This is a genomic window from Undibacterium sp. KW1 (assembly GCF_009937955.1).
Lineage (GTDB): Bacteria > Pseudomonadota > Gammaproteobacteria > Burkholderiales > Burkholderiaceae_D > Undibacterium.
In genome coordinates this window covers 4357947-4382150 of sequence record NZ_AP018439.1, presented here as the reverse complement: position 1 = coordinate 4382150, position 24204 = coordinate 4357947, and the positions used below count along the sequence as shown (strand labels likewise).

General features: G+C 53.2%; 25 protein-coding genes. 8 read left to right on the top strand and 17 right to left on the bottom strand.

The genetic code is table 11. The features are described from left to right. The first annotated feature begins 537 nt into the window (after positions 1 to 537). Positions 538 to 867: a hypothetical protein gene (locus UNDKW_RS19695; RefSeq protein ID WP_162060102.1), complete on the top strand. Its 330-nt coding sequence runs from the start codon at positions 538 to 540 to the stop codon at positions 865 to 867. Between the two features lie 45 nt (positions 868 to 912). Here UNDKW_RS19695 and UNDKW_RS19690 read toward each other — a convergent pair whose 3' ends face one another. Beyond that, positions 913 to 2355, bottom strand: coding sequence for a hypothetical protein (locus UNDKW_RS19690; RefSeq protein WP_162060101.1), 1443 nt, complete (start codon positions 2353 to 2355; stop codon positions 913 to 915). A 272-nt stretch (positions 2356 to 2627) separates the two neighbouring features. On the opposite strand from UNDKW_RS19690, the gene UNDKW_RS19685 reads away from it, so the two are divergent. Next, a complete protein-coding gene (locus UNDKW_RS19685) occupies positions 2628 to 3434 on the top strand; it encodes a hypothetical protein (RefSeq protein WP_162060100.1) in 807 nt (268 codons plus the stop codon). A 64-nt stretch (positions 3435 to 3498) separates the two neighbouring features. Here the strand turns inward: UNDKW_RS19685 and UNDKW_RS19680 are convergent, their stop codons facing one another. The 4 genes from UNDKW_RS19680 to UNDKW_RS19665 all read right to left on the bottom strand — a co-directional run bounded on the left by UNDKW_RS19680 (position 3499) and on the right by UNDKW_RS19665 (position 8784). Next, positions 3499 to 3858 carry a hypothetical protein gene (locus tag UNDKW_RS19680; protein ID WP_162042638.1) on the bottom strand — a complete coding sequence of 120 codons (360 nt, stop codon included), beginning with the start codon at positions 3856 to 3858 and terminating at the stop codon, positions 3499 to 3501. Between the two features lie 308 nt (positions 3859 to 4166). Beyond that, positions 4167 to 5246, bottom strand: a complete 1080-nt coding sequence (gene rsgA, locus UNDKW_RS19675; RefSeq protein ID WP_162060099.1) for a ribosome small subunit-dependent GTPase A — start codon at positions 5244 to 5246, stop codon at positions 4167 to 4169. Between the two features lie 387 nt (positions 5247 to 5633). Beyond that, a complete protein-coding gene (locus tag UNDKW_RS19670; protein WP_162060098.1) occupies positions 5634 to 7817 on the bottom strand; it encodes a DUF4214 domain-containing protein in 2184 nt (727 codons plus the stop codon). 202 nt (positions 7818 to 8019) lie between these two features. Next, on the bottom strand, positions 8020 to 8784 hold the full coding sequence (locus UNDKW_RS19665; protein WP_162060097.1) for an SDR family oxidoreductase: 765 nt from the start codon (positions 8782 to 8784) through the stop codon (positions 8020 to 8022). Positions 8785 to 9186: 402 nt separating this feature from the next. Here UNDKW_RS19665 and UNDKW_RS19660 point away from each other — a divergent pair, with 402 nt between their 5' ends. Further along, positions 9187 to 10542 carry a glycosyl hydrolase family 18 protein gene (locus UNDKW_RS19660; RefSeq protein ID WP_162060096.1) on the top strand — a complete coding sequence of 452 codons (1356 nt, stop codon included), beginning with the start codon at positions 9187 to 9189 and terminating at the stop codon, positions 10540 to 10542. Positions 10543 to 11012: 470 nt separating this feature from the next. Here the strand turns inward: UNDKW_RS19660 and eutC are convergent, their stop codons facing one another. The 3 genes from eutC to eat are packed head-to-tail and all read right to left on the bottom strand — an operon-like array spanning position 11013 to position 14640. Beyond that, positions 11013 to 11810 carry an ethanolamine ammonia-lyase subunit EutC gene (gene eutC, locus UNDKW_RS19655; protein WP_162060095.1) on the bottom strand — a complete coding sequence of 266 codons (798 nt, stop codon included), beginning with the start codon at positions 11808 to 11810 and terminating at the stop codon, positions 11013 to 11015. Then, positions 11807 to 13228, bottom strand: a complete 1422-nt coding sequence (locus UNDKW_RS19650) for an ethanolamine ammonia-lyase subunit EutB (RefSeq protein ID WP_162060094.1) — start codon at positions 13226 to 13228, stop codon at positions 11807 to 11809. Before UNDKW_RS19650 ends, eutC begins: the two co-directional genes overlap by 4 nt. Beyond that, positions 13225 to 14640 carry an ethanolamine permease gene (gene eat / locus UNDKW_RS19645; RefSeq protein ID WP_162060093.1) on the bottom strand — a complete coding sequence of 472 codons (1416 nt, stop codon included), beginning with the start codon at positions 14638 to 14640 and terminating at the stop codon, positions 13225 to 13227. The genes UNDKW_RS19650 and eat overlap by 4 nt, the downstream gene beginning before the upstream one ends. Positions 14641 to 14900: 260 nt before the next feature. Between eat and UNDKW_RS19640 the strand changes: the two genes are divergently transcribed. Then, positions 14901 to 15401, top strand: coding sequence for a hypothetical protein (locus tag UNDKW_RS19640; RefSeq protein ID WP_162060092.1), 501 nt, complete (start codon positions 14901 to 14903; stop codon positions 15399 to 15401). Between the two features lie 108 nt (positions 15402 to 15509). Here the strand turns inward: UNDKW_RS19640 and UNDKW_RS19635 are convergent, their stop codons facing one another. From UNDKW_RS19635 to UNDKW_RS19610, 6 genes are all read right to left on the bottom strand, one after another. Beyond that, a complete protein-coding gene (locus tag UNDKW_RS19635) occupies positions 15510 to 15716 on the bottom strand; it encodes a hypothetical protein (protein ID WP_162060091.1) in 207 nt (68 codons plus the stop codon). Further along, positions 15706 to 16317, bottom strand: coding sequence for an RNA polymerase sigma factor (locus UNDKW_RS19630; RefSeq protein WP_162060090.1), 612 nt, complete (start codon positions 16315 to 16317; stop codon positions 15706 to 15708). The genes UNDKW_RS19635 and UNDKW_RS19630 overlap by 11 nt, the downstream gene beginning before the upstream one ends. A gap of 1 nt (position 16318) precedes the next feature. Next, entirely contained in the window at positions 16319 to 16528 is a 210-nt protein-coding gene (locus UNDKW_RS19625; protein WP_162060089.1) for a DUF2892 domain-containing protein, read from the bottom strand. A gap of 86 nt (positions 16529 to 16614) precedes the next feature. Continuing rightward, positions 16615 to 16989, bottom strand: a complete 375-nt coding sequence (locus UNDKW_RS19620) for a low molecular weight protein tyrosine phosphatase family protein (protein WP_232063052.1) — start codon at positions 16987 to 16989, stop codon at positions 16615 to 16617. A gap of 55 nt (positions 16990 to 17044) precedes the next feature. After that, the gene (locus UNDKW_RS19615; RefSeq protein WP_162060088.1) at positions 17045 to 17836 is read right to left on the bottom strand and encodes a hypothetical protein; all 792 of its coding nucleotides are present in this window, start codon (positions 17834 to 17836) and stop codon (positions 17045 to 17047) included. A gap of 116 nt (positions 17837 to 17952) precedes the next feature. Next, complete coding sequence (locus UNDKW_RS19610) at positions 17953 to 19122, bottom strand: serine hydrolase (protein WP_162060087.1); 1170 nt, start codon at positions 19120 to 19122, stop codon at positions 17953 to 17955. Between the two features lie 254 nt (positions 19123 to 19376). Between UNDKW_RS19610 and UNDKW_RS19605 the strand changes: the two genes are divergently transcribed. Next, positions 19377 to 20219, top strand: a complete 843-nt coding sequence (locus UNDKW_RS19605) for an APH(3') family aminoglycoside O-phosphotransferase (RefSeq protein WP_232063051.1) — start codon at positions 19377 to 19379, stop codon at positions 20217 to 20219. 109 nt (positions 20220 to 20328) lie between these two features. On the opposite strand, the gene UNDKW_RS19600 is transcribed toward UNDKW_RS19605, so the two are convergent. Next, positions 20329 to 21081 carry an SIMPL domain-containing protein gene (locus UNDKW_RS19600; RefSeq protein WP_162042621.1) on the bottom strand — a complete coding sequence of 251 codons (753 nt, stop codon included), beginning with the start codon at positions 21079 to 21081 and terminating at the stop codon, positions 20329 to 20331. A 223-nt stretch (positions 21082 to 21304) separates the two neighbouring features. Between UNDKW_RS19600 and UNDKW_RS19595 the strand changes: the two genes are divergently transcribed. Then, positions 21305 to 21709: a hypothetical protein gene (locus tag UNDKW_RS19595; protein WP_162060086.1), complete on the top strand. Its 405-nt coding sequence runs from the start codon at positions 21305 to 21307 to the stop codon at positions 21707 to 21709. Positions 21710 to 21851: 142 nt separating this feature from the next. Beyond that, positions 21852 to 22208, top strand: coding sequence for a DUF1801 domain-containing protein (locus UNDKW_RS19590; protein WP_162060085.1), 357 nt, complete (start codon positions 21852 to 21854; stop codon positions 22206 to 22208). A 66-nt stretch (positions 22209 to 22274) separates the two neighbouring features. On the opposite strand, the gene UNDKW_RS19585 is transcribed toward UNDKW_RS19590, so the two are convergent. After that, positions 22275 to 22841 (bottom strand): GNAT family N-acetyltransferase, encoded by a 567-nt coding sequence (locus tag UNDKW_RS19585; RefSeq protein WP_162060084.1) that lies wholly within the window; start codon positions 22839 to 22841, stop codon positions 22275 to 22277. Positions 22842 to 22948: 107 nt separating this feature from the next. On the opposite strand from UNDKW_RS19585, the gene UNDKW_RS19580 reads away from it, so the two are divergent. After that, positions 22949 to 23347, top strand: coding sequence for a GFA family protein (locus UNDKW_RS19580; RefSeq protein WP_197892936.1), 399 nt, complete (start codon positions 22949 to 22951; stop codon positions 23345 to 23347). 66 nt (positions 23348 to 23413) lie between these two features. On the opposite strand, the gene UNDKW_RS19575 is transcribed toward UNDKW_RS19580, so the two are convergent. Continuing rightward, entirely contained in the window at positions 23414 to 24088 is a 675-nt protein-coding gene (locus UNDKW_RS19575) for a GNAT family N-acetyltransferase (RefSeq protein ID WP_162060083.1), read from the bottom strand. Positions 24089 to 24204: the final 116 nt, after the last annotated feature.

Genomic DNA, 24204 nt, shown 5'->3' with positions numbered 1-24204 from the left:
TAGAATAGCTTTACGTTGCAAAGAACTGCATCACCTGGCAGATAAGCCAGGGAGCAGGGATAAACACGGCATACATAACATGTCATCCTGGGATATAGATTCACTTTACAGATAGTAAGGGCGTTTAATCCGGCTTGGGTGACTTTAAAAGAACCTGCCACTGGCAGGTTTTTTTTCGTCTTGCGTTGTTGCTTGCATTGCCTGTTTGACAAAACAATTGATATGTCTTAGGGTAGTGTTTCTAGAACTCATTTCATAAATAGGGTGAGATGCGTTTGCCTCATAGCGTGGGCTGGCAAGGCGGACGAGGCAGTCAATAGCGGTGCTATTGATAACGAGTCCAACGCTGTCCAGCACGCGCTATGAGGTAAACCCTCCGGGAACTGACGATTTGGGCGCATTGCGGCGTTGTGGCCCTCGCTAAGGCAGGAGCCTTAGCAGCGGACCACGCCTTGCACTGCATCCCAAATCGTCTTGTTCGCACTCATCCTATTTATGAAATGAGTTCTATATTTTTTTGTGATGACACGATCAAAAATGAAATCCACATTTGTCTTGCTCAGTATGCTGGCAGCCTTGTCGGCAAATATCCCCGCCTTTGCAGCACCCGATACCAATAGCAGCAGCGTCAAGATAGACGGCGATACCAAAGTTTCGGCTATCGATGGCGTGGCAGGCATTGCCAATGAAAGCGGTAATATCCTTGAACTCAAGGATGGCGAACTCAGCCTCAATGGTACCGTTGTCTATAAAAAGAAGGGCGTGCTGAAAGTGCGACTGGTGCACAAGGACGCGACATTCAGCCTGACTGTCGATGGCAAGAACGTGCCGCTGCCAAATATTAAACCGGCACCTGCATTGACCTGATAGCAGGTCAGCACAGACTTGCAGCATGCAAGTGCGGGGTCTGTGTTACTGCTCTTGCCTGGGCATGCCCGGGCAAGTCTCAGGCATTTTGCGTCGTTTTAAGAAATTGACCAGCGCCTGATTCTCGGCGCTGACGGCACGTGCATACAGTGCATGACCATTGCTATTGTCACTGTCGTCGCCCTTGCTGCTGGCATCCGGGCAGATAAAATCGCGCAACTGTTGATCGTTAAGACGATCAAGCACGTCCAATACCGCCGGCGATGTCTGGGCATATACGTCGATGAGATCGCGGCCAGCGCGGTTAAGCTCGCGCATATTGTTGCTGCTTTTGATCAGGTAGGCCAGTAATCCGGCACCGCCATCCCTGGCTGCGGCCAGGCCGCCTTTAAGCGGTAACTTCTGTGCCAGTGATGCCGCCTCCTTGCTATTCATTTCACGCAGGCGTGATTGTATGCGTTTCTGGTCTGCTTCGCTGTACGCCACTGGCCCCGCATCGGCATAGCCAAATCTTTGCAGCGTCCAGATTTGCTGTGGCGACAGCATGCTATCATTCTCAGGCAGCGCGTACGGATCGACACCTGCATCGAGGGCAAACAGGATGAGATCAACCTTGCCGCTTTCCATGGCGATAGTCAGCAGCGAGCGGTCATCCGCGACGACTTTCATATCCACGCCATGCGCCTGCAAATAGCGCAAGACAGTCAACAGGCGATCTTTGTCTTTGGTGTCTGATGTGATTTGCTCATCGTTCAGAATATCCCACCATGCTGGCGAGACTTTGCTTGTGTCGGGAACATAAGCATATTTAGGCGAAGGGCAGGCGAGCGACAGCTTTTGCTCGCCAAATACATCCAGCAAAACGGTATTCATGCTCTGCAAGACTGGCGGCAGGTAAGTGCAGTAGGTACGCTCCTCCTTGTCATTACTCACCGCATCCTGCAACAGGATGCGCAATGCCTGCGCATCGGCTTGCGGCAGCACACATTCATTCAAGGCGCGTAACTTGTTTTCTATCTGGTGCCTGCCCGAGGCCAGTTCTGATTGCAGCAATGCATGATTGCCCTCACAGGCATTGATGCGCAAGAAATTATGCTGCCAGGCGTCTTCTTCTACGCGGGCGATGTGTGCCGCATCCTGCTCTTGCTGGTACTGCTTGATTTCATGCGCAATGTAACCCATGCCCATGCTGCCCGCCATGCACAGCGGAAATACCAGCACAGGCGTCGCCAGCATGGCGAGCAAACGCGGCAATAAACTGATCTTTAATTTGACCAGCACCACGACCATGGCAATCAGGCTGACTATCGCACTGCCAATGGCTGCATAGATCAGCTCTTCGAGGTTGGATATGGGTGAAAAAGCTAAGGCCGGGCTGGTGAACGAGAAACAGAATAGTGTGAAAAGCCGGCGGCTCAGCTGGCCTGTGCACTGCTTGCTGCATGAAGAAATTAAACTGGTCGTATTGCAGGTTTTTGTATTGCTCAAGATATTGTCCGCAGTTTATGTACGTATTCGCGTGTGACAGAAGTAAGGAAGCTTGATGGCGTTGCGACTATAGCATGCGACTTGCTCATGACGATGTTTTACGTCTTGACATATACCTCTGTATGCATACCGCCTGCCATGAGGGATGATGGCACTTTATTCAAGGCTCTTTAGCCTCATGTTCTCAAGCAAATGCAGCATGAGTCAGTGTAAGATGCGCTTAATTCCAATATACAAATAAATCAATGAATATTGTCGCCCTAGGCGTTTCTATGCCTTTGTCAAGGTTCATGACGGGCCTGTTCCCCATTTTTGCTTTCCTGTCTTTACCGTCTTTGCTTGTGGTTGTTTTGCTGCAAATCATTATCTTTGCGCAAGCCGGTGCGTTTTCTGACTCCAGGCGCAATTGGATTGCGCCTTCAATTATCCTGACGGTGGTAACTGCCTTATTTCTGCGCCTCGTTTTTTACATGTTTTTTCCAGACAAGCCCTTGTTATCTCCATATTTACGCTATGGCGGTTTCCTGACTCTCCATGTCTTGTTATCTTCAGCGCTTGCTGGATTCTTGTTTACCCGGCTGGTTTTGGGCCGGGCGCGTGAATATCAGCCATCGAGAGATGTGCCTGAGCTTATGCGAAACCTGGCACTAAGTTGCCTGCTGATGTTATTGCCAGGGGCACTGTATTTGATCGTAATGTGTTTGCACTGGCTCCCGATAAAACCATGGCTCATCAGTTTTTACACCATCTTCGATAAAGCCCATGCGCCTTTATATTTTATTGCTTTCCCAGCTTTTATCTGGCATTTGCACATCCTCAAGCATCTGGTAGAAGTCGCCAAAAAGAGTAAATTGCTGTGGGTGGGTTCTGGCATCATTTACTGGTCTTTGCCAACATTTTATTATGCAGTGACGGCGTATCTGTTCTCCATCGGTCGCTACCACATGGGGCTTGATTACAGGTTGATATTGCTTGTGATGACTATCTGCGTGATAGGCAGTATGAGCGTCGTGCGTAGCGTACGCCGGATGGTGCGTGAACAATTGCGGTATGAGGAATTTCTCAGGGAAAGCGAATAAGCTAAAAAATAAAATGCAGGGCATGCCATGTTCGCCCTGCATTTTATCAAGCTTGAGACTTGCCTCAGGCAGTAAAGCTATGGATAAGCTCAATCTCGCCAACGATATTGGCATTCATGAGCTCGACATCTTCTGCCGGTATCCACCACTCGGTATGTATGGCACCACCCACGGTCTGGACTGGGTAGTTGTCCATAAAGCTCTTGCTAACCTCAAAGCGGGTGACATAGCCAGAGCCGCTTGCTGGCACATTCCAGTCCCTGGCAATCTGTATCGCGTATTCCACATTGGTCACAGGGTAAAAGATAGGTTGTTCAGGCAGGCGGGGCGGCCATTTCTTGTTGCCACTGTCGCGCACCAGTGCCAGCTCCTCAGGGCCGGTAGGGCGGTAGAGTGTGACGGTGGTGATGTTGTGTGTAGTCATGATGCGCTTGGTTTGAGCTTGTAATGCTCACACTATAAATTACTTATATATAAATTGCAACTAACTTGGTTGCAAATTTTATTTAAGATACTATGCCGGGATGGCAAAGCCATTCAAGCGTTGCAAACCGCATCTCACAATTTACCGGATTTGCGGGCTGCGATAACGCTGCTGGAGTACCAGTCAGTGGTCTCCAGCTTGCGTCACAACACTTTGCGTCACTCTTGCATCATGGACCGAACTTATCCAAAACGTATCCAAAACACATCCAAACCGTATCCAAACCGCATCTCAGGCCTATTGCAAACCTAGCTCCGCTTCATCCTGTCTTTCTCCTTCACTGAGCGCATCAAGACCTTCCACTTCGACCTTGCTGCTATTCGTTCCAGCGGGGTTTGCTGGTGGCGGCGGGTTTCGCGTTGCAGTTTCTGGAAGTTGCTGAGCCTGTCTGCATCAATGGCATCGCGCACGGCGCAGCCGGGTTCGCTCTGGTGGCTGCAGTCGCGGAACTGACACTCGGCTGCCAGCGCATCAATGTCGGCAAAGCTGGCGCTGAGTTCCTGCTCATCGAGATTGAGTTGCAGGGTACGCAGGCCGGGGGTGTCGATGATGCAGGCTCCGCCGGGGCATTGGTGTAACGAGCGCGCGGTGGTGGTGTGCTGACCACGGCCATCGCTGGTGCGCACTGCGCCGGTATCTTGCGCGCTGCTTGCCAGGGTATTGGTCAGCGTCGATTTGCCTGCGCCGGATGAACCCAGCAAGATCAAAGTCTGGCCAGCCGCCATCCAGGGTGCCAGCAAGTCTGCTGTCTTACTGCTCTGGCCGTTGACCGCAAGCACTGGCACGCTGGCAGACAGGCGTTGTTCTACCTCAGCCAGGCGTGCCGGCGCATCTTCGTGCACATCAGCCTTGGTCAGCACGATGACAGGGGCAACTCCGGCAGCCTGTACCAGTGCCAGGTAACGTTCCAGCCTGCGCAGCTTGAAGTCGCTGTCCAGGCCCATGACGAGCAGGGCGGTATCGACATTGCTGGCCAGGGCTTGCAAACGTCCTTCATTATTGCGGCGAGCCAGATGCGTGAATGGCGGCATGCGGGCGATGAATCTATAGTCAGCGCCGATATCGCCGCTATTGCTCAACAGGCCCCAGTCACCCACGGCCAGGTTGCTGTCATCTGCTGCCAGTTCATGCAAGAGACGCGGCAGGGCGCGCACCTGCATGGTCTGGCTGCCATTGTGAACGACCAGGCTGTCGCGGTGTACTTCGGTAATACGTGCCATTTGCAGGCTGGCATCGTCGTCATTATCTGCCGTCAGTGCGTGTAACTGGTTGGCGATAGCCGGTGTCAGGCCGATCAGGCGCAGGGATGCGAAATCAAAATTGATCATGATAAGTGTGTCTGTCCATATTCATGGGCGTGCATCGTTTTTGGATGCACTGAACCATCCTGCAGCCACGGCAAATAAGAAAAATGCCAGGGCGAGCAGGAACGAAAAAAGAAAATGGAAGTCGGCGCGCGATCAGACCCGAAAGCGGACGCGCATCAGCACACTAGCGATAAGCTTTATAAGACGCCAGGAGAAGATGTAGGCAGCGATGTGGGCAGATCAGGCAGCCGACAAGAGGGCAATATCCGTGGTTCTCATGATGTTGTCTCCTGTGGTGGTTGATGGAAGCTGTAGTGTGCCAGTAGTGGGCGGGTGCGTCAAGTGTATGTGCACGCACCTGGCAGTAGAGATACAGGGACACGCATATCCCTGCATCTCTACTGTCTGTCAATACGCGTAATCGACAATATCTGCCGTACCAAACTGGCTGGCACCAACCAGTTTGACGATGACATCTGTGCCCGCAACAGTATTGGCGATTGTAGAAGTGTGTTCATACAGATAAGTACCTGCGGCCTCACCACTGCCGATGGTGATCAGGTATGCCTGCCCCGCAGTTGCCGATAGTGCCTGTCCGGCTGCGGCCGCGCTGCTGGCAATATTGCTGGCGAGGCTGGCAAAGTCAGAACTGTTGATACTGATTTTACTCAGTGATGTCGCTGCTGTACCTGTAGCGAATTTATCGTTGCCAGTGACATTGAAATTGCTGATGGTGCACAGCGCAGTCTTGATGGTTTCTACTGTCGAATATTTAATCTCCATCTTGTCATTTCCGCCGCCCGTCCTGGCAAGTTTGATATTGGTTGGCGTGGAACTGCTGGTCGTCAAGTTAAAGTTACCAGTCTTGCCTTCTGTCTCCAGCACATTCACCAGTGCGCCGTTGCCCGTTATAAATATGCTGGAACCCGGTTGATAGACATTCACTGTTGTTGAGCTGTGCGTTGAGTAAGCACCCAGGAACAGCATGCCAGTGCCACCAAGATTGACGGTGACTGCCCCGGTTCCCAGGAACTCGTAAAAGCCCACAGAATTGGTACCGGCCGTGGTCAGGTTGATGTCACCAGTTGCGCCAAATTCATAAAAATACGCCTTGGGCTTGCTGCCCGCGCCCGTGATGTCAAAACTACCGGCACCAGAGAATTTGATCGTGCCACCGCCGCCATTGCTCATGTCAAGTTTGGTAGGCACGGAGCTGTAGATAGTGTGGTCTTCGGTGTTGATATCCTTGACCGTCAGCGTGCCACCTTTGTCGGAAAGGTCGATGCTGGAAAACTGACTGTTTTCTATCGTAAATTTGCTGTTGCCGTACAGCGTCAGCCCGTATGCCTTGACGCCGCTGATACTCACATTTTGTCCGCCCTTGGCAGCGATAGTGACATTTTTGCTGCTGGACAGACTGATGGCCAGATCGCGCGAGGGTGTAATGTCCAGGTAAGTGTCATCGGTTCCGCGCGCAATGATCTTGTTGAGGCCTATCATATTGACACGGTCCAGTGTGAAACCATTGCCACCTGCTGCTACATCCAGTGTATGGTCGCCCGTGCCGGTATTGCTGAAATTGAAGCTCGCCCCTTTGAGGTTGGCGCTTGTGCTCTTGACGACAGAGTTGGCCTGCGCCGCAGCCTGGGTTACACTCTGGTTGATGCCGCCCAGCGTGACTGTCGATGTACCGCTCTGGTTATTCAGGTTCACAGTCTGACCAGACAGATTACCAAGCACGATATTGTCACCACCACTGATGCGGTTGGCATTGATCGTCGTGAAACTGTTGAGGAAATCGTTGCCCGCATTGCTGGTGTCAGCGCCCGCTTGCAGGTTCAGTGTCTGCACGGCGCTAACCATTGCGCTGCTGTGCGAGACTGGCGTAAAAAAACTGTTGACATTGAGCGCCACTGCCGCACCGTTGCCTGTCAGCCTGGTATTCGATGCCAGCAACTGGCTATCGTCCGCAGTGAAATAAAAGTCCCCGGTCCTGCTACCTGTATTGTTCTGGCCCGCCAGCACAGGCACGAGTACTGCATTTGCCAGTTTGTCGTTACCATAGGCTGCACTCGACGTTAATTTGCCAGTGATGCTGGCGAGGCTGTTGATGGCATCAATACCGCTGGGGATATCAACCACAGGAGCCAGCCAGCTCTTGGCTGTGTTGAATGCCGTGCCACCGAGGTTATAGGCATAGTCTGCCAGGGGATCAGCGACCAGTTTTTTGGTGAACGCAATCGCCGCTGCATTCTTGGATTGCACCGCCATCTGGTCTGCACCTGTGGCACCGTTCAAAATCGCAATCGCTGCTGCACCGATGCTGACCTTGCCGGATTTGATCTGACTACTCCAGTAGGCCAGACCATCCGCGTCAGCCTTATGGTTGAACAGGTTGTTGTACAGGGCATTGATGGTTTGTTCTGCCGTGAACCCGGCAAAGGCACTCGCATATTCCTTCTGTTCAGAAAAGCTTTGCGCGATCTGCAAGAGGCTCAGGCTGACATCCTTCCAGTAAGCGAGACCAGCCTTGTCGGCAGGGCGGTTGAAATAAGCGATGTACAAATTCTGGATCTCGACTTCGGTAGCCATGTAAAAACCTTGTTGCTGAGCGGGAGTTGGGCAATGCCTTGCCAAAAGAGTCAGCATCATCGCAAAAAAACAGGAACTTGTATATATGCAAATGCAAGCAAGGTGAGTGGGGTGCGTAGGGTGCGCGCGACGCACCCTGTCTGTGGAATGTCAGCAGATGAGTTTTAGTACACGAATTTCAGCGTGCTTAAAACACCCAGACTCAAGTCCTGTTCACCGACACCCCGCCATCGACGAGCATCGCTGTACCCGTCATGAATGAAGACGCATCCGATGCCAGGAACAGTGCTGCCTGCGCAATTTCTTCCGGTTGCGCCAGACGCTTTAAGGCATGCAGACTGGCGACCTGGGCCATGGCCTCTGGCGTGTGGTTCATTTGATGTGCCATCGGTGTCTCTGTGCCGCCAGGCAAGATCGCATTCACGCGTATGCCTTGTGCGCCAAATTCTGTTGCCAATGCCTGCGTCAAGCCATTCAACCCCGCCTTGCTGGCGGCATAGGCGGCCACACCAGGAAAACCCACCGTATGGCCGACAAAGCTAGATGTAAAAATCAGGCTGCCTCCACCGCGTTTGAGCATCGCAGGTATCTGATATTTCGCGCCAAAAAATGCACTGTTCAAATTGGTATCCAGCGTATCTTGCCAGCCTGCGGCAGACACTTGCAGCGTTGCCCCCATTTCACCCATGGTGCCCGCATTATTGAAGGCAATGTCCAGCCCGCCAAATTCCTGCACGGCAAAATCAACCAGGGTTTGCGCATAGGCTTCTTGCCTGACATCGCCCGCAATGCCTGCGGCACGGCCACCCGCCTGCCGTATCTGTGCCACCAGACTGTCCAGTTCAGGCTGCCGCCGCGCAGTAACAATCACGCTTGCGCCTGCGCTGGCAAACAGCAGTGCGGCTGCCCGCCCTATGCCTGAGCTGGCTCCGGTGATGATGGCGATTTTATTGTGCAGTTCTATCATGCTCTTCCTCTTTATGGTGTCTATACGTGTTGGACAAGAGCAGGCAGTATTGATGTTCAGGCCCGCACAGTCTCGCCAGAAACGGACTGGGGATTTTGCATAACCAGAATGCGGATGTGAGGCACAAGGCACAGCAAGTAAAAAAACTGGAAATAAATTGTTTTTTTGATATAATAAAAATGTTAACTTTTCTGCAAGCCCAGATGTTGATCCGGGCACCGGAATTGTTAACATCAATCCGCTTTTTAGCGCGATTGCAAAGCCCACCCAGTCCGATTTCTTTATGAAGATATGCAGATGGCATGAGGTGTCACGCCGAGTTTATGGCCTTTATGGCCATCGTGCTGATGGCTGCATATTGAGGATAGGCAAACTATCACATCAATCCAAAGGAGTATCAACATGGCAGACCTGGCAAATGGAGTCAATGCGTGGATTTATCTGAACGAAGATGAACCACCCGGCACCAACTACAACAGCGCAAACAGTTGCTTTCAAACACTCATCAACAATAAAACCTATAACAGCGCCAACTTTCTCGGCATCGCTTTTTTTGCCGTCACCCCAGCCGTCAATGGTGACACCATAGAAATTGGCAGTTCAACGCATGAAGGCGGACTCAGCAATCAGGATTACCTGAATTCTGTGCTGCATGATGCGCGCCAGGTCAACCCTGGCATCAAGTTTCTGGCGACCATGGTGTATTCAGGCGCCAATACCCTGGCCGCGATTTTTTCCAACCCAGGCGACCCGCAGACTCAGGCAACACAATTTGCCAATAATCTTGTCAGCTATCTGCAAGGTAATGGCATGAATGGCCTTGATATAGACTGGGAAGGCGATGTCTCCGACGACATGACCCAGGACCAGTTCAAGATACTGTTCTCCACGATACGCCAGGTGTTTGATGAGCAGCCCGTTAAATATTTCCTGTCATTCACACCTGCCTGGCTGACTGATTCCATCGACTATCCCACCGTCAACAGCGCCTTCGATTTTGTCTCGCCGCAATTCTACGATGGCACACGCTTGTTTAAGTTTCTCGATGCTGGAATATCCCCCTCCGTCATCGGTTATGGCGCGCAGTTTGAACCAGGTAATTCAGCACCTAACGCCAGCGCACAACAGGTGTGGAATGTCGTTTCCGCAGGCTTTAACAGCGGTGACAAGCAGTACAATTATCAGGATATTTTCATGTGGCGCCTGAACTCAGGCAACTTCCAGTTCGAGCAGGCACAGTTCATGATCCTTGATCAACTGGCGAACCCGCCCGCTGGCAACGCCTTTGATGACACCGCGATCATCGCAGCAGCGGGTAACCCGAATATCACACAAGTGACGGTGCGTTCCGGTGATGTACTCAATGCCATACAGTCCGTCAATACCGGCACCGGCCCATACAACATCGGTACGCAGAACAAGGAAACCGGCATCTTCACCACTCTGCAGCATGGTGGCAATAGCGGAACCAGCCAGGTTGCCAACATCCCCTATAACGATCCGATAGTGTCTGTCTCTGGCTACACCGGCACATGGTTTGGCTGGCAATGCGTGTTGCAACTGACCCTGACCGGAAAAAGCGGCACCACTTATGGCCCCTACGGTAGCATGGCCCACGCCAGCTCCAGCAAAGCTTTCTCACAAGCTGCGCCATCCGGGCAAAGCGTGGTCGCCTTCAAAGGTTCCACCGTTACGGTTCCGCTGGCGGATGGTAGTCAGACAGCGATTATTGCTAGTTTGAATGCGGTTTTTGCTTGAGTAAATTTTTTTGCCGGGCCTGTGCGGATAGTTGCGCGGGCCTGGTGAAATTTAAATGGAATGTATGTCATCCTGTCGATGAAATGAGTTCTGGTAAACGTTCCTGAAAATATCCCGGATTGAGCGCGCGTAGATACGACTGGGAAATCGTCACTGATAGTCGTGTCAGCGCAGTGTGGCAGTAGCGCATGTCAACAATCGATTTCTCTACCTGAAAGTATCCGGCATGTAGGACTCCACCGCTCAAGCATAGCCGTTGTGTAGGGTGCATTGCGATGCACCGCATGCAAGCGTGGTTCACGGTCATGTCAATTGCTTGTGGATGCGGAAATGAGATGCGGCGCATTACAATGCGCCCTACGTCACGGCAATTGCAATGGATGTTGAAAAAGGAGTAGGGTGCGCCGTGCGCACCGCTTTATTTTTTACGCAAGCACTTCATAAGCATGAAGCGGCGCGCATGGAGCACCCTACTTTTCCAGCAAGAAATTCGACACGCTTTGGCTGCCAAGCTGAACAGGTGCTTCGGTCTCGTCCTTCAAGCCTACTCCCGTTAATCCACGTTTGCGCGCTTCACTCAGCAGGTAATGCAGCTTGTAAGCGGCGGTATCGTAACTAAGGCCATCTGGCCGTATGTTGGAGATACAATTGCGTGCAGCATCAGTCAGGCCGGGTTGGGGTGCCCAGCTCAGGTAGGCTCCCATGCTGTCGGGGGAACTCAGGCCCGGTCTTTCTCCAATCAAGACCAGTACGGCACGCGCATTCAGCAGCGCGCCTGTTTCATCTCCTATGGCAACCCTGGCCTGGGTGGCGATGACGATGGGTGTCAGGCTCCAGTTGTCAGGCGTGAGTCTGGCCTGCAAACTTGCCAGCAAGGGCAGGGCATTTTGCGCCACGGCAGGGGCTGATAAACCATCGGCAATGACGATGGCGAGATCGCTAACCGGGGATGACAATTGCCCCAGATGCTCGCGTCCTGCTTCATTCAATCGGCGGCCCAGGTCTGGGCGCTGCAAATAAGTATGGCGATCATGCGCTGCACTATTGACATGCAGGCTGGCATATCCAGCAGCTTGCAAAGCCTGTGCTAGTACATCGACATCCAGCGCCTGATGCACGGCATCACGAGCGCGCGCATGGGCGAGCTGGAAGGCCAGTTGCGCACCGGTAGGTACGCTGACGCCAGCACGGCCCAGGGCGATGCGCGCCTGGGTGAACTGGCGCAGGGCTTCCCATGGGTTGGCATGGACAGGGGGCTTGGTGCTCATGTCAGTCTTCTCAGCGCAGGTGCAAAACCCTGCGGCAGGGCATCATGTAATTGTAATTGCAATTGCTCATCTTGCCTATTATCGTGTTTGTATATCTCCATTTGCTTCAACCAGGCTTCAAATTCAGGCGCAGCCCGCAAGCCCAACACACGCCGCAAATACAGCGCATCGTGAAAAGACGTGCTCTGGTAATTGAGCATGATATCGTCTGACCCTGGCACGCCCATGATGAAATTGCAGCCTGCGGTGGCGAGGGAAGTCAGCAGGATATCCATGTCGTCCTGGTCAGCCTCGGCATGGTTGGTGTAGCAGACATCGCAACCCATGGGTAAGCCCAGCAGCTTGGCGCAGAAATGGTCTTCGAGACCTGCGCGTATGATTTGCTTGCCATCATAAAGATATTCAGGCCCGATGAAGCCGACGACAGAATTCACCAGCAGGGGCTGGAATTTACGCGCCACAGCATAGGCACGCGCTTCGCATGTTTGCTGGTCCATGCCATGATGGGCATTGGCTGACAAGGCACTGCCCTGGCCAGTTTCAAAGTACATGACATTCTGGCCCACCGTGCCGCGCCCCAGTGACAGGGCGGCGCTGCGTGCTTCTGCCAGTAGCGCGAGGTTGATACCAAAGCTGCTGTTGGCCGCCTCGGTGCCCGCGATGGACTGGAACACCAGATCGACTGGTGCACCACGCTCGATTGCCGCCATGGTATTGGTCACATGCGTGAGCACGCAAGACTGGGTGGGTATTGCATATTGCTCGATGATGGCGTCGAGCATGTGCAGCAGCTTGATGACTTGCGGCACATTGTCGCTGGCGGGGTTGATGCCTATCACGGCGTCGCCACTGCCATACAATAAGCCGTCGAGTATGCTGGCAGCGATACCGGTGGTATCGTCAGTTGGGTGGTTAGGTTGCAGGCGCGTGGCGATGCGGTTTTCCAGACCCAGGGTATTGCGGAATGCCGTGACCACGCGGCATTTCTTTGCCACCAAAATCAAATCCTGCACGCGCATGAGCTTGCTGACGGCGGCTGCCATTTCTGGTGTGATGCCGGGTGCCAGCGCCGTCAGCGTTGCAGTATCTGCCGCATCTGACAACAACCAGTTACGAAAATCTCCTACGCTTAGATGACTGATCGTGGCAAAGGCAGTGGCATCATGTTCATCAATGATGAGGCGGGTCACTTCATCGCTCTCGTAAGGCACCAGCGCTTCATTGAGAAAGGTTTTCAGCGGTAGTTCTGCCAGGCACATTTGCGCCACCACACGCTCTTCTGCCGTGCTTGCGGCCACTCCCGCCAGCGAGTCACCAGAACGCAGCGGCGTGGCCTTGGCCAGCAAGTCCTTAAGGTCGCGGAACTGGTAAGTGCGCGTGCCGACGATGTGGCTGAATTGTGCGGGCCTTATGCTCATCTTGCTGCGGTTTCCGTGTTCATGGGATTGCTGTTGCCTTCACTCTGCACAGGCGAACGCTTGCCAGCCGTCATCGCATGATAGACATACGCCAGCACCAGGAACAGACAAAAAATACCGAATATCAGCAGATTATAATAAATCATGGTGACCATGCAGATGCAGGCACTGATCAGCGCAAAGGCTGGTGAGTAAGGGTAAAACGGTGCGCGGAATGGCCGCACGGTATCTGGCTCTGTGCGGCGCAGTTTGAACAGGGCGAGCATGCTGACGATATACATCAGGAGCGCACCAAACACACTCATCGTGAGTATATTCGCTGTCAGGCTCTGGCCACCTATCTTGATCAGTTCATCGCTATAAATTGCAGCGATACCGATGGCGCCACCCGCCAAAATGGCACGGTGCGGTGTCTTGAAACGCGGATGGATTTTGGCAAAGAAATGTGGCAGATAATTCTCACGCGCCAGTGCAAAAATCTGCCGTGAATAGCCGAGTATGATGCCGTGGAAAGACGCGATCAAACCAAACAGGCCCAGCCACACCAGCATGTGCAGCCAGTTGCTGTTATTACCGACCACCAGCTTCATCGCCTGCGGTAGCGGGTCATTGATATTTGACAGCTTGGTCCAGTCACCCACACCACCGGCAAACACCATGACGCCTATCGCCAATGCCACCAGTGTGATGATGCCACCTATGTAAGCGATGGGTATAGAGCGTAGCGGGTTGCGCGATTCTTCTGCCGCCATCGCCACACCTTCTATCGCCAGAAAGAACCATATCGCAAACGGGATAGCCGCAAACATGCCCGGCAACGAGGCCATGCTGAAATGATCCTGCCCGGCCCAGCCACCCTTGGTGAAATTGCTCATGCTAAACCCTGGCGACACCACACCCATGAACACCAGCAATTCAAATATCGCCAGCAGGGTGACGGCCAGCTCAAAATTGGCGGCGATCTGTATGCCCAGAATATTCAGTGTCATGAACACCAGATAGGCAGCCACCGCGGCCGTCTTGGGATTGATTTCAGGAAATTGCACATTCAGGTAAGCACCTATCGCCAGCGCGATGGCCGGTGGTGCAAACACAAATTCTATGAGGGTAGCCGCACCGGCAAAGAAACCACCGAGAGGCCCAAACGCCCGCCTGCTATACGCAAACGGCCCACCCGCATGCGGTATCGCCGTGGTCAGCTCAGTGAAGCTGAAGATAAAGCTGGTGTACATCGCCGCAATGAATAGCGCCGTCACCGTGAACCCCAAAGTCCCGGCAGAAGCCCAGCCATAACTCCAGCCAAAATACTCACCCGAGATGACCAGCCCCACCGCAATGCCCCACAATTGCAAACTACCCAGCGTAGATTTTAACTGCGCAGTCGTGCCTGAGCTTGCCTGATCGGGTGTCATGGATAGCCTCACTGTGGGGTAGGGTGAGTCAAGTATCCATGATTCGGGGCGTTATCACAAGAGCCAGAATTGGGTTGGAGCCGGCATCGTAGGTTGGGCTACGGTTTATCAGCCCAACACTCGACCTCAACAGACGCATACGCTATTGAAATGCTGACCGTTGGACTGAGGCAATTGCACATGGTTAGCTCATCGGTTAACATGCCATGCGCTTCACGGGCAATTTCAATTCGATGATTTTGAGTTCATATAGGATCACAATGCAAGTCGTTCAAAGTCAACAAGAACTATTTGACGCAATCAGGAAGGAAAATATTCCTTTAGATATTGTTGCTATTTGGGAGAAGACTTTGCCCGATGAAATTAAACATATATGTCAATCACCTGATACTCTGTTCAGTGCTTTCGTTAAGTATCCCGATGCATTCCCTTGTGCAGATGAATTCCTGATACTTTGGCAGACAAATGGCGATTCCATTACTTCTTACCTGAGAGCTCAGAAAATTTATGTGCGCTGGCATATGGAAGACGGGCCGTTGGAATCTGAATTTGAAATTTTAGGACGATCTTATCAGCAGTTGATTGCCAGACTTCTTGCGCACAAAATATCGCGTGGAATAGATAGGAGAGTCCTTGAAGATATTTCTGCGTTCTTCAGATTCGAATATCTTCAGGAGCTCACCAATTATGTGCAAACCAGTTCAGACTGGGAGGACGATGGTTCTGCGACCTTTATCGCATCTATAGAAGCACAGAAATAGAGTAGGGGGTTTAAATAATGTACATGTCTGTTGAGGCCCAGTGTTGGGCTGATACCCCGTAGCCCAACCTACGAGAAGCCCAACCTACGAGAATTTTCCAACCTACGGTTAGCTCTTCTTCCGCCCCTCATAAATCGTCTCAATCAAACCCATAGTCCAGCACATGGGACACCCGCGCATCAACAAAAATGCAGCTATGAGTGCCAAGCCTGACCAGAGCATGCCAAAAGGTTCAAGCAAGAAAGCGGCGATCACCAGGGCCAGTGCACCAAGACCGCGCAGCAAATGCACCGTCACAGATGTGCTACAAAACATGATTGTCTCCATCAGGTTCAGCAACTCCGGTAACTCCGGCAGCGTTGGCAACCTCTGGTGCACCATCCTTGAGCCAGTATCCACTGCTGAGCAATTGCTCGCGCACCTGTGCACGGGCACGGTGCAAACGGCTTTTGACGGCTTCCAGGCTCAGGCCCAGATGGGCGGCGACTTCGGGGGCGGTCAGTTCATGCACGTCACGCAGTATCAACACTTCGCGGTAAGGAGGCGACAGCCTTTCCATCGCGCGCACCAGGTCCATGCGCAAGTCAGTCGGTACCATATTGGCCATGGGCATGTCGTGCTCGTTGAGCTCATCGATGGCTTCGTGGTATTTCTTGATGCGGAACAGGTGGTAACATTCACGTTCAACGATGCGGAACATCCAGGTCGCAAAAGTCGCCGCACAGCGCAGTGCGCCTACCTTGCGGTACAGCGACCACAAGGCCATTTGCACCGCGTCTTCGGCATCCTCGGCATTTGAGCAGGTGCGGCGGGCAAAGCGCTTGAGGTCGGGCTGGCAGACGGTGAGCAGCTCGGCAATGGCATTGCCATCACCTAGCCGGGCTGCTTCCAGTAATTGATGGCGGGGATGGCTCATTTCAGTTATCCAGATATTTGCGCCCCACCATGGCACAGGCAGGGCAAAAGCCGACGAAGGCTGTCATGACCATGGTGACTGCACTGGCAATGATAATCCAGTTCAGCATCCCCTGGAACTGCCCGCTGAAGGCCAGCCAGCTCAGCGCGATACCGCTGATGATGCGCAGGGCGCGTTCCCAATGGGGCAGATTACGTTTGAAATGAAACATGGTGAACTCCTCTTTGTAATGAATGACATGGACCAAGAGTGTTCAGGCGCTTAAAAGGATTCAGGTTTTTTTAAATAATTTAAAAATCAGTTCAAACCCAGGATGTCGCCGACAGCTTGTTGTAATTGTTCCACCAGTTCTGCATCCATGTACTTGTATTCATCGGGAATATCGAGCACATGCACCGGCTTGTGGCCTATGAGGTTGCGGTAGCTTGCCATGAGGCGGGACTTGTGTTTTTCTTCCATGACAAAAATGACTTCTGCCCACTCTATGTCAGCGGCAGAGACCGGGTGGCGGGCATTGGGGCTGGTGCCACCAGAGTGGGCGCGCACCATGGGGTGCTTGCGCCAGACCTGCTCGGCAGTCGGGCTGCGCCACTGGTTGCGGCTGCACACGAAGAGGGCGTTGATGGGGGTGTCAGGCATCTTGTAGGGTTGGGCTGGCAAAACCGTCATCATGCCAGAAACTGCCTGCTTGTCACCATTCGCTGCTTATTTAACCCCTATTTACTGCCTACTTGCTGAACATCTCCAGCTTGTCACCATTAACTTCTACGACGGTATTGGACCAGCAGCCTGCCAGTGAGCTCCTATGCTGGCTTGCTGCGCTGGCTGGAGTACTTGCGGCATTGCTGGCAGCAGCATCCTCATCATCATTATCATCTGCGCCATCGTTCTCACAGATGAGCCCATCCAGCCATAGTTGCAGGCGGCCATTTTTGTTGAGGCTGGTGACGGCGCTGAGCTTGCTGCTTTCATACATGAACTTGAACTGTGCGATGTCTTTCAATTCCACAACGCCGGTCTTATCGACGGCCAGCATGATACCGTAGTCGGTGTCGTACCAGCCTGGGTTGCCATCTTTGCCGGGCGATACCAGGTAATAGCAATCGCTGACCAGCAGCTTTTCGGCAACATTCTTCTTGAAATACACGCTTATTTTCTGGCTCTCGCAATGCCGGTTTTTCAACAGTGCCAGGGCTTGCTGGCGTTGGGCCGGGTTCAGGTATTGCGAGAGCAGGGCACGGTCTTCGAGCACGGCAATATCAAACTTTTCGGCTTCGGGGGCGGGTAGCAGGCCGGGTTCATCCCTGACGCCTGGCAGTTTTGTCACAGCCGGTGCACTGGCGTTGGTACTGGCACTGGCGATTACATCTGCACTGGCGCTGGCACTAGCATTAGCACCGGCAACAGGCCCATCCTGGTGCCAGAACAGCCAGGCAAATACCGCCACCATGAGCGCGACAGCGATGAAGATAAAACGCAATTGGGATTGATTCAGCCCGGCAAACACATGCAATGACAAGACCCGCCAAATTATACGAGCAGCCCCGGCATTGCCAGTGTTTTTACCCAAGGTAACAAATGCACCGGCTTGCAGCGCCGGCTCATTATCCCTGTTCCTGCGCCTGCCCCGCCAGATTACTTCGCCCCGTCATCGTAGAGTGCCGCGACGTCACCCGCGAGCGCATGCGGTTGCGCGCCCTGCAGATTGGTCAGCACGACCACAGTCAAATGCTTTTCTGGCAGGTGCACACGCCAGGTGGCAGCACCGCCACCATAAGAAATCGCAGGCTGTTTGCCAAAGGGCATGAAGATAAAGCCCAGACCATAATCACCATCCTGGCCATTGCGCAGCTTGTAGGGCGTATTCATCTCTTTGAGTTGGGCAGGCTTGATGAGCTTGCCGCTGGCCAGTGCCTGCTCAAAACTGACGAGGTCGTGGATATTGCCATTCAAGAGGCCAGCCGGGGCCAGGTAGTCAGGCATGAACTTTGCGCCATAGTGGTAAATCTTGTCTTTCATGACGACGGGGCGGCCATTTTTCATCTCCAGCTTGCTATGGTCCTTGCTGATGTCAAGTGAAGTATGTAGGTCACTGCGGCCAGGGATGATGGACCAGGCGTCACCAAACTTTGCACCAGTGATACCCATGGGCTGGAACAAACGGGTTTGCACAAACTGCTCATACGGCATGCCACTGATTTTTTCTATGACCATGCCCAGCAGCATATAGCCAGTCTGGTTATACACAGATTTTTCACCTGCGGGCTGCAGCGGCAATTTTGCCAGCTCCTGAATCAGGATGTCGCGATCACCGCTGATGGTGGTGATGTTGACGTCATCGGTAATCGCATCTGGCAAGCCCGAGGTATGCGAGAGGCAATGGCGCAGCGTAATGCCAGCCCAGGCCGCAGGCAGTTGCGGCAGGATTTTTGTGATGGAGTCATCAAGCGCAAGGCCGCCATCCTGCACCAGCAACATGATGGCGCTGGCGGTAAAGGTCTTGGTCATTGAGGCCAGTGTATAGACCGTGTCTGTTTTTGTTGCCACATTGTGTTCCAGGCTGGCCAGGCCATAAGCGCTTTCTTTGATGAGCTTGTTATTACGCAGCACGGCCACTGTCATGCCGGGGATATGGCGCTTCTGCATTTCAGCGCGTACATAATCATCGACAGTGTCGGCATGCGCCTGCATGGGGCTGGCAGCCAAACCACCCAGCAAAACCAGGCTGGCTGCAAGAACACGATATGTGGGGAACAGGGATGGTGTAGAACGCAGTATTGATAGTATTGATAGTGCTGATTGCATTGATTTCTCCTGGTTTGTTTGTCACGCTGGCGGGGCAAGGTTTGCCATATCGCCCTTGCGCTGTTTTTTTCTTGTCTGCCGACAAGTGCAGGCTTACTTTATTGCCAGGTAAAACGGGCGGCTACGGAGAAAAGATGGATTGCAAAAACAGGGGAATGAGATGCAAAAATCGCAGACCGATGGTCAGAGCCTGCATGGCAAGTCAAAGCAAATTTGAATAAGAAACTTGAAATAAGTGGGGCCGCCCAAAGATCATGGATAAGCACAAACCAGACAGCAAACCAGAGCAACCGCCCATGCACCGTATGCACCAGCTACCACTCGCCATCACCCGTTTCATCGCCGACGCCACCCTGATTGCTGACGACATTGGCGAATCCCCCAGCAATGTGTATCGCTTCAGCAAAGGTGGTGAACACTTCTTCCTCAAGACTTCGTCACCTGTGCTGGCATCGACCACCTATAGCGTCAAACGCGAAGCACAGGCGCTGCAATGGCTGAGCGGGCGCATAGGTGTGCCTGAACTGGTGGCGGTGGCAGACAATGAATATGGCGAAGCCATGATCACCCGCGCCGTGCCTGGCGTGCCCCTGTCAGCGCGGATAGCAGCCGGGCAGCCAGTCAGCCATTTATTCCTTGAAGCCCTGCGCCAGTTGCAAGCCCTGCCCACGCATGATTGCCCGCTGCATGCAGGCGCAGCCATGCGCTTGCGCGAACTGGAATACCTGGTCAGCCAGAACCTGCATGCGCAAGAGTATGAGCTCGATCAATGGCCCGGCCTGCACAGCATGCAAGACCTGATCAACTTGCTGCACGCGACCCTGCCAGCAGAAAACCCGCAAGACCTGGTTTTTGCCCATGGTGATCTCGGTGACAGCAATGTGTTTGTCGATGAGCGCGACCAGCTCTATTTCATCGACCTGGGCCGCGCAGGCCTTGCCGACCGCTGGATGGATATCGCCTTTGCCCACCGCAATCTACGGGAAGAAGTGTCTGACAAAGTGGCGAATGAATTTCTGGCTTCACTGGCCTCGTTAGGTTATGCAGATGCGCCGGCGAAGCGGGAGTTTTTTATGCAACTTGATGAGTTGTTTTAGTGGTGTGCAGAGCGTGAGCAGATGTCAATAATTTTGCGAAAATTCCCTGCATAGCATCTGACCAAAAAAAACGGTGCGCCATGCGCACCGCACCAGAACCAATTTTATATCAACGCTCTATCCCATATTCTATCGTCACCACCACCCGCGCGACCTTGTCTATCGTGGTCTTGTCATAGGTGCCGCCGTATTCGTCTGAACTGGTTTCTGTGCCGACTGGCAGGATATAGAACGCCCCCTGCGAGGCAGAACGCATGCTGCCTACCTTGACTGAGCCGTACTTGGCAAATTCAGAGGCGCGCTTGTTGGCGTTTTCGGTGGCGGCACCTATCAATGACATCTTGATGTCTTCGAGTTTTGATACCAGGTATTGCGGTGCGCTGTGAAATACTGGCTGGCCATCCGCTTCGAGTTGCAAGGCGGCGCGGCTGACGTTCGTTACCTTGGTCAAATCCTTCGATGTGACCAGTATGCTTTGCGTGGCCTTGTAGCCGCGCTGCACCTGGCGGTTGCGGCCATCGGGCAAATCTTCAACGACCATATTGGCATCGACGGCTTCTTCTGATTCTTTCAGCGCAGTTTTTTCAAAGCCTTGCTTGCCCAGGAATTCATCAAGCACTGGGCGTGATTTGCGCAACTTGGCCAGTGCCTCGGCAAAGCTGGGCGCCACTACCGTCACGCCTATGCGCCATTCTGCATAATCAGCTTGCACAGGCTTTTCGGCCAGTCCCTTGACCGATATACTCTGCTTGCCCGCACCGATATGCCTGGCCTGCATACCAAAGATAAAGGCTGCAGCCGACATGCCCAAGGCCAGCAAGACGCCGAGTATGACCAGGGCACGGGATAAGTCTTTGTTCATTCAAATCTCCTGAGGATGGTGATGCATTATGGCTGGGCAATGTTGCCACGCAAATACAAAGTTTGTGTCGACTGTCAAAATTCGTTATGGCCTGAACCTATACTGCAATAAAGCTTTTATTTTCCCTATACACTTTGCACTTTGTTGCAAAAAATAAGAAATATCCAAAGTATGCGGGCGAGACGGAGGAAACCAAAACTGATGCGCAAGCGCAGACCAGACTATGAGAACATATACGAACACCATGTTTGCCGTGCGTCAGTGGCTGTACAGGGCCATACCACTGGCCGTATTCCTGCTGATAGCCAGCAGCCAGCTTTTGGCATCTGGCGGCACCGGCGAATACACCCTCAATTGGCCAGTACGCGGCGAGCTGCTCGCCTATCATTCCAGCGGCTGCGCAGATGCCTGCTGGGTTGCCGAGGTGCGCAAAAAATCCACCCGCCAGGTCAGGGCGCGTTTGCGTTGTGATGGCGACCGGCTGTATTTTTCAAGGCAAGGCAAAGGCAAGGAGCAGCTATTGCCTGAGGCTTGTGCAAGCTACAATGACAGTAATGACAAACCCGGACTTATTTCTGAGAAGCTGATGATGTTGCTGCGGGATCAGCAGGGCCAGACCAGGAAATGATGGAAGTCATCATCAACGTAGCCACACATGCAGCCATTTTGTAGGGGGCGCCGTGCGCACCGTGTGCACCATATAAACCATATGCACCACGTACATCAATTGCGGCAATCCTGACACCGCACATGAAAAGGGAGCAGGTCTCATGAGTACAGAGAGAATCAACAAGCTGTTGCAAGACATACGCATGCTTAATGAAGACAATTATGCCCTGGTACAAAGCCTGCGTGAAATGATCCTGAAGCTTGATGAGGGTGTGAGCGAAGAAGTCAAATACGGTGGCCTGCTGTTTTCAGCAGCGCGGCCATTCTGCGGTGTTTTCTCTTACAAAAACCATGTGACCCTGGAGTTTGGCCTGGGTGCATCCTTGCCTGACAAATACAAGAAACTCGAAGGCGAGGGCAAGTACCGTCGCCATATCAAACTGACTTCTGAGCAGGACATCAGCGACAAGCATGTGCATGACTATCTGTTGCTGGCCTTGAAGGCGGCGAGTGAATAGCCTGGAGTTGCACCGCGATGGCTGTAAAAGGATAAGCGTCTGGCGCATTGTAATGCGCCGCTTGTTTTAGGATGCCTCGCCCCGCTTCACCCAATCACTACGCAGCAAGCCATAAATCGCCGAGTCCGACACGACGTCGTCAATGATCCAGCGTTCGCGCAGATAGCCTTCGCGGATGAAGCCCAGCCTTTCGAGTGAGCGGGCGGAGTTGATGTTGTCCGGGTGGATGTCGGCGTCGATGCGGTTGAGGTTTAATTCACTGAAGCCGTAATTGAGCAGGGTCACCAGGGCTTCGTTCATGTAGCCCTGGCCCCAGTAAGTTTCGTCCATGTCGTAGCCAATCTCGGCGCGGCGGCAGCCTTCGTCAAAGTGGAACAGGATACAACTGCCCAGAAAGACCTTGTCGGTCTTGCGTATCAAGGCCAGGCGCAGCAGGTCGCCCCTGACCATGGCGGCCTGATCGCGCTCGACCATGCCAGTGGCCTGGGCAATGTCTGTCCACGGTGCAGTGGTCATGTAGCGCATGACCTTGGCTTTGGAACGCATGCGCAGGATGGCGGCGGCATCGTCCATGCACAAAGGGCGCAGGTGCAGGCGGGGGCTGTCTAACGTGACCTGGTTAAAGGCGGGCATGAGAAATCTCCTAAGTGGATAGCAGTCAGATTATAACCGTGCACCAATGAACTGCACTTCAATAAAGTCTGTGTACAATAACAGGCCAACTACACAAATAAAACATCATGAAAACCTATCACGGCAGTTGCCATTGCAAGGCCATACGTTTTGAAGCGGACATCGATCTGGCCGATGGCAGCATGCGTTGCAATTGCAGTTTTTGCCTGAAGATACGTTGCTGGGCAACAGTCGTAAAACCAGAATCTTTTCGCCTGCTGGCAGGTGAATCTGAGCTCAGTGAATATCAATTTGGCGCAAAGAATGAGCAACATTTCTTTTGCAAGCATTGCGGCGTGCGCCCGTTTGGCATTGCCCATTCACCCCGGCGCGGCAAATTCTATGGCGTCAGCGTGAGCTGTCTTGATGACGCCAGCATCGCAGAACTGGCGGCAGCACCGGTGACCTATGTCGATGGTATCAACGATAACTGGGATACGCCGCCAGCAGTGGTCAGCTACCTTTAAGGCTTTGCATTGCGCACTGGCATGTCATGTGCAGGCAAAGCCTCAAGTCTGATTTCACGTCCAATCTCACTCGACCAGCACAGCCGCCGTCATTTCAGAAGCCAGCGTCCAGCCCATGGCGGTGTAGAGCGCACGGCCTTCATCGGTCGCTACCAGAATACCGGTGGATGCTGCTTTGCTGCACGCATGGTTGGCCAGGCTTTGCATGATGGCAAAGGCCAGGCCACGGCGGCGGTGTGCGGGTTCGGTGACGATCTGGTCAAACACGGCGTATTGTTTGTAGATCGCCATGCGGCCCGTCGCGGCATGGTGGCCTTCGCTGCTGCAGGCGCGGGCGGTGACGGCATCGCCATCTTCGATGAGGTTGATGTGGTAAGCCTCAGGCATGGTGACTGCCGTGGGGGCGATGGATTTGCTCATCAAATATTCCAGCGGTTTGACCTTCCAGCGTGGCGGCAGGATGCCCGCGACGCTGCTGTGCGGGGCGCACACCTTGAGCCAGGTATCTGGCGTATCGAGCTCTTGCGCGAGTTTTTGTATTGCACTCAGAACATGGCCCTGCAAGACATAGCGCTCCAGATGGCCGGGCAGACCTACCTGTATGCGGTAGCCAAAATCGGCCAGCGGGATGGGGGCATCGGTGCCACGCGAAATCGTCCAGCCATGTGCCCAGGCGCCGAGCAACTGGTCAGTATTGGTGATGTCTCCTGCAGTGCCAACGGTAGGGATAAGGTTTTGCATAGTAGTCTCCGCTGGTATCAAGATAATGATATATCCAAAAAAGCAACTTTACTGCATTATGTTGCCTTTAAGTAAATATATCAACAATTTGTCAAAGAGTTAATTGAAATCGCTGG

Bases quoted from the DNA above. Each gene is read 5' to 3' on its own strand.
- UNDKW_RS19575 (WP_162060083.1), bottom strand. From the start codon at position 24,088: ATGCAAAACCTTATCCCTACCGTTGGCACTGCAGGAGACATCACCAAT.
- eat (WP_162060093.1), bottom strand. From the start codon at position 14,640: ATGACACCCGATCAGGCAAGCTCAGGCACGACTGCGCAGTTAAAATCT.
- UNDKW_RS19695 (WP_162060102.1), top strand. From the start codon at position 538: ATGAAATCCACATTTGTCTTGCTCAGTATGCTGGCAGCCTTGTCGGCA.
- UNDKW_RS19665 (WP_162060097.1), bottom strand. From the start codon at position 8,784: ATGATAGAACTGCACAATAAAATCGCCATCATCACCGGAGCCAGCTCA.
- UNDKW_RS19605 (WP_232063051.1), top strand. From the start codon at position 19,377: ATGGATAAGCACAAACCAGACAGCAAACCAGAGCAACCGCCCATGCAC.
- eutC (WP_162060095.1), bottom strand. From the start codon at position 11,810: ATGAGCACCAAGCCCCCTGTCCATGCCAACCCATGGGAAGCCCTGCGC.
- UNDKW_RS19620 (WP_232063052.1), bottom strand. From the start codon at position 16,989: ATGATGACGGTTTTGCCAGCCCAACCCTACAAGATGCCTGACACCCCC.
- UNDKW_RS19625 (WP_162060089.1), bottom strand. From the start codon at position 16,528: ATGTTTCATTTCAAACGTAATCTGCCCCATTGGGAACGCGCCCTGCGC.
- UNDKW_RS19630 (WP_162060090.1), bottom strand. From the start codon at position 16,317: ATGAGCCATCCCCGCCATCAATTACTGGAAGCAGCCCGGCTAGGTGAT.
- UNDKW_RS19610 (WP_162060087.1), bottom strand. From the start codon at position 19,122: ATGCAATCAGCACTATCAATACTATCAATACTGCGTTCTACACCATCC.
- UNDKW_RS19590 (WP_162060085.1), top strand. From the start codon at position 21,852: ATGAGTACAGAGAGAATCAACAAGCTGTTGCAAGACATACGCATGCTT.
- UNDKW_RS19660 (WP_162060096.1), top strand. From the start codon at position 9,187: ATGGCAGACCTGGCAAATGGAGTCAATGCGTGGATTTATCTGAACGAA.
- UNDKW_RS19680 (WP_162042638.1), bottom strand. From the start codon at position 3,858: ATGACTACACACAACATCACCACCGTCACACTCTACCGCCCTACCGGC.
- UNDKW_RS19585 (WP_162060084.1), bottom strand. From the start codon at position 22,841: ATGCCCGCCTTTAACCAGGTCACGTTAGACAGCCCCCGCCTGCACCTG.
- UNDKW_RS19685 (WP_162060100.1), top strand. From the start codon at position 2,628: ATGCCTTTGTCAAGGTTCATGACGGGCCTGTTCCCCATTTTTGCTTTC.
- UNDKW_RS19640 (WP_162060092.1), top strand. From the start codon at position 14,901: ATGCAAGTCGTTCAAAGTCAACAAGAACTATTTGACGCAATCAGGAAG.
- UNDKW_RS19595 (WP_162060086.1), top strand. From the start codon at position 21,305: ATGAGAACATATACGAACACCATGTTTGCCGTGCGTCAGTGGCTGTAC.
- UNDKW_RS19580 (WP_197892936.1), top strand. From the start codon at position 22,949: ATGAAAACCTATCACGGCAGTTGCCATTGCAAGGCCATACGTTTTGAA.
- UNDKW_RS19600 (WP_162042621.1), bottom strand. From the start codon at position 21,081: ATGAACAAAGACTTATCCCGTGCCCTGGTCATACTCGGCGTCTTGCTG.
- UNDKW_RS19670 (WP_162060098.1), bottom strand. From the start codon at position 7,817: ATGGCTACCGAAGTCGAGATCCAGAATTTGTACATCGCTTATTTCAAC.
- UNDKW_RS19635 (WP_162060091.1), bottom strand. From the start codon at position 15,716: ATGTTTTGTAGCACATCTGTGACGGTGCATTTGCTGCGCGGTCTTGGT.
- rsgA (WP_162060099.1), bottom strand. From the start codon at position 5,246: ATGATCAATTTTGATTTCGCATCCCTGCGCCTGATCGGCCTGACACCG.
- UNDKW_RS19650 (WP_162060094.1), bottom strand. From the start codon at position 13,228: ATGAGCATAAGGCCCGCACAATTCAGCCACATCGTCGGCACGCGCACT.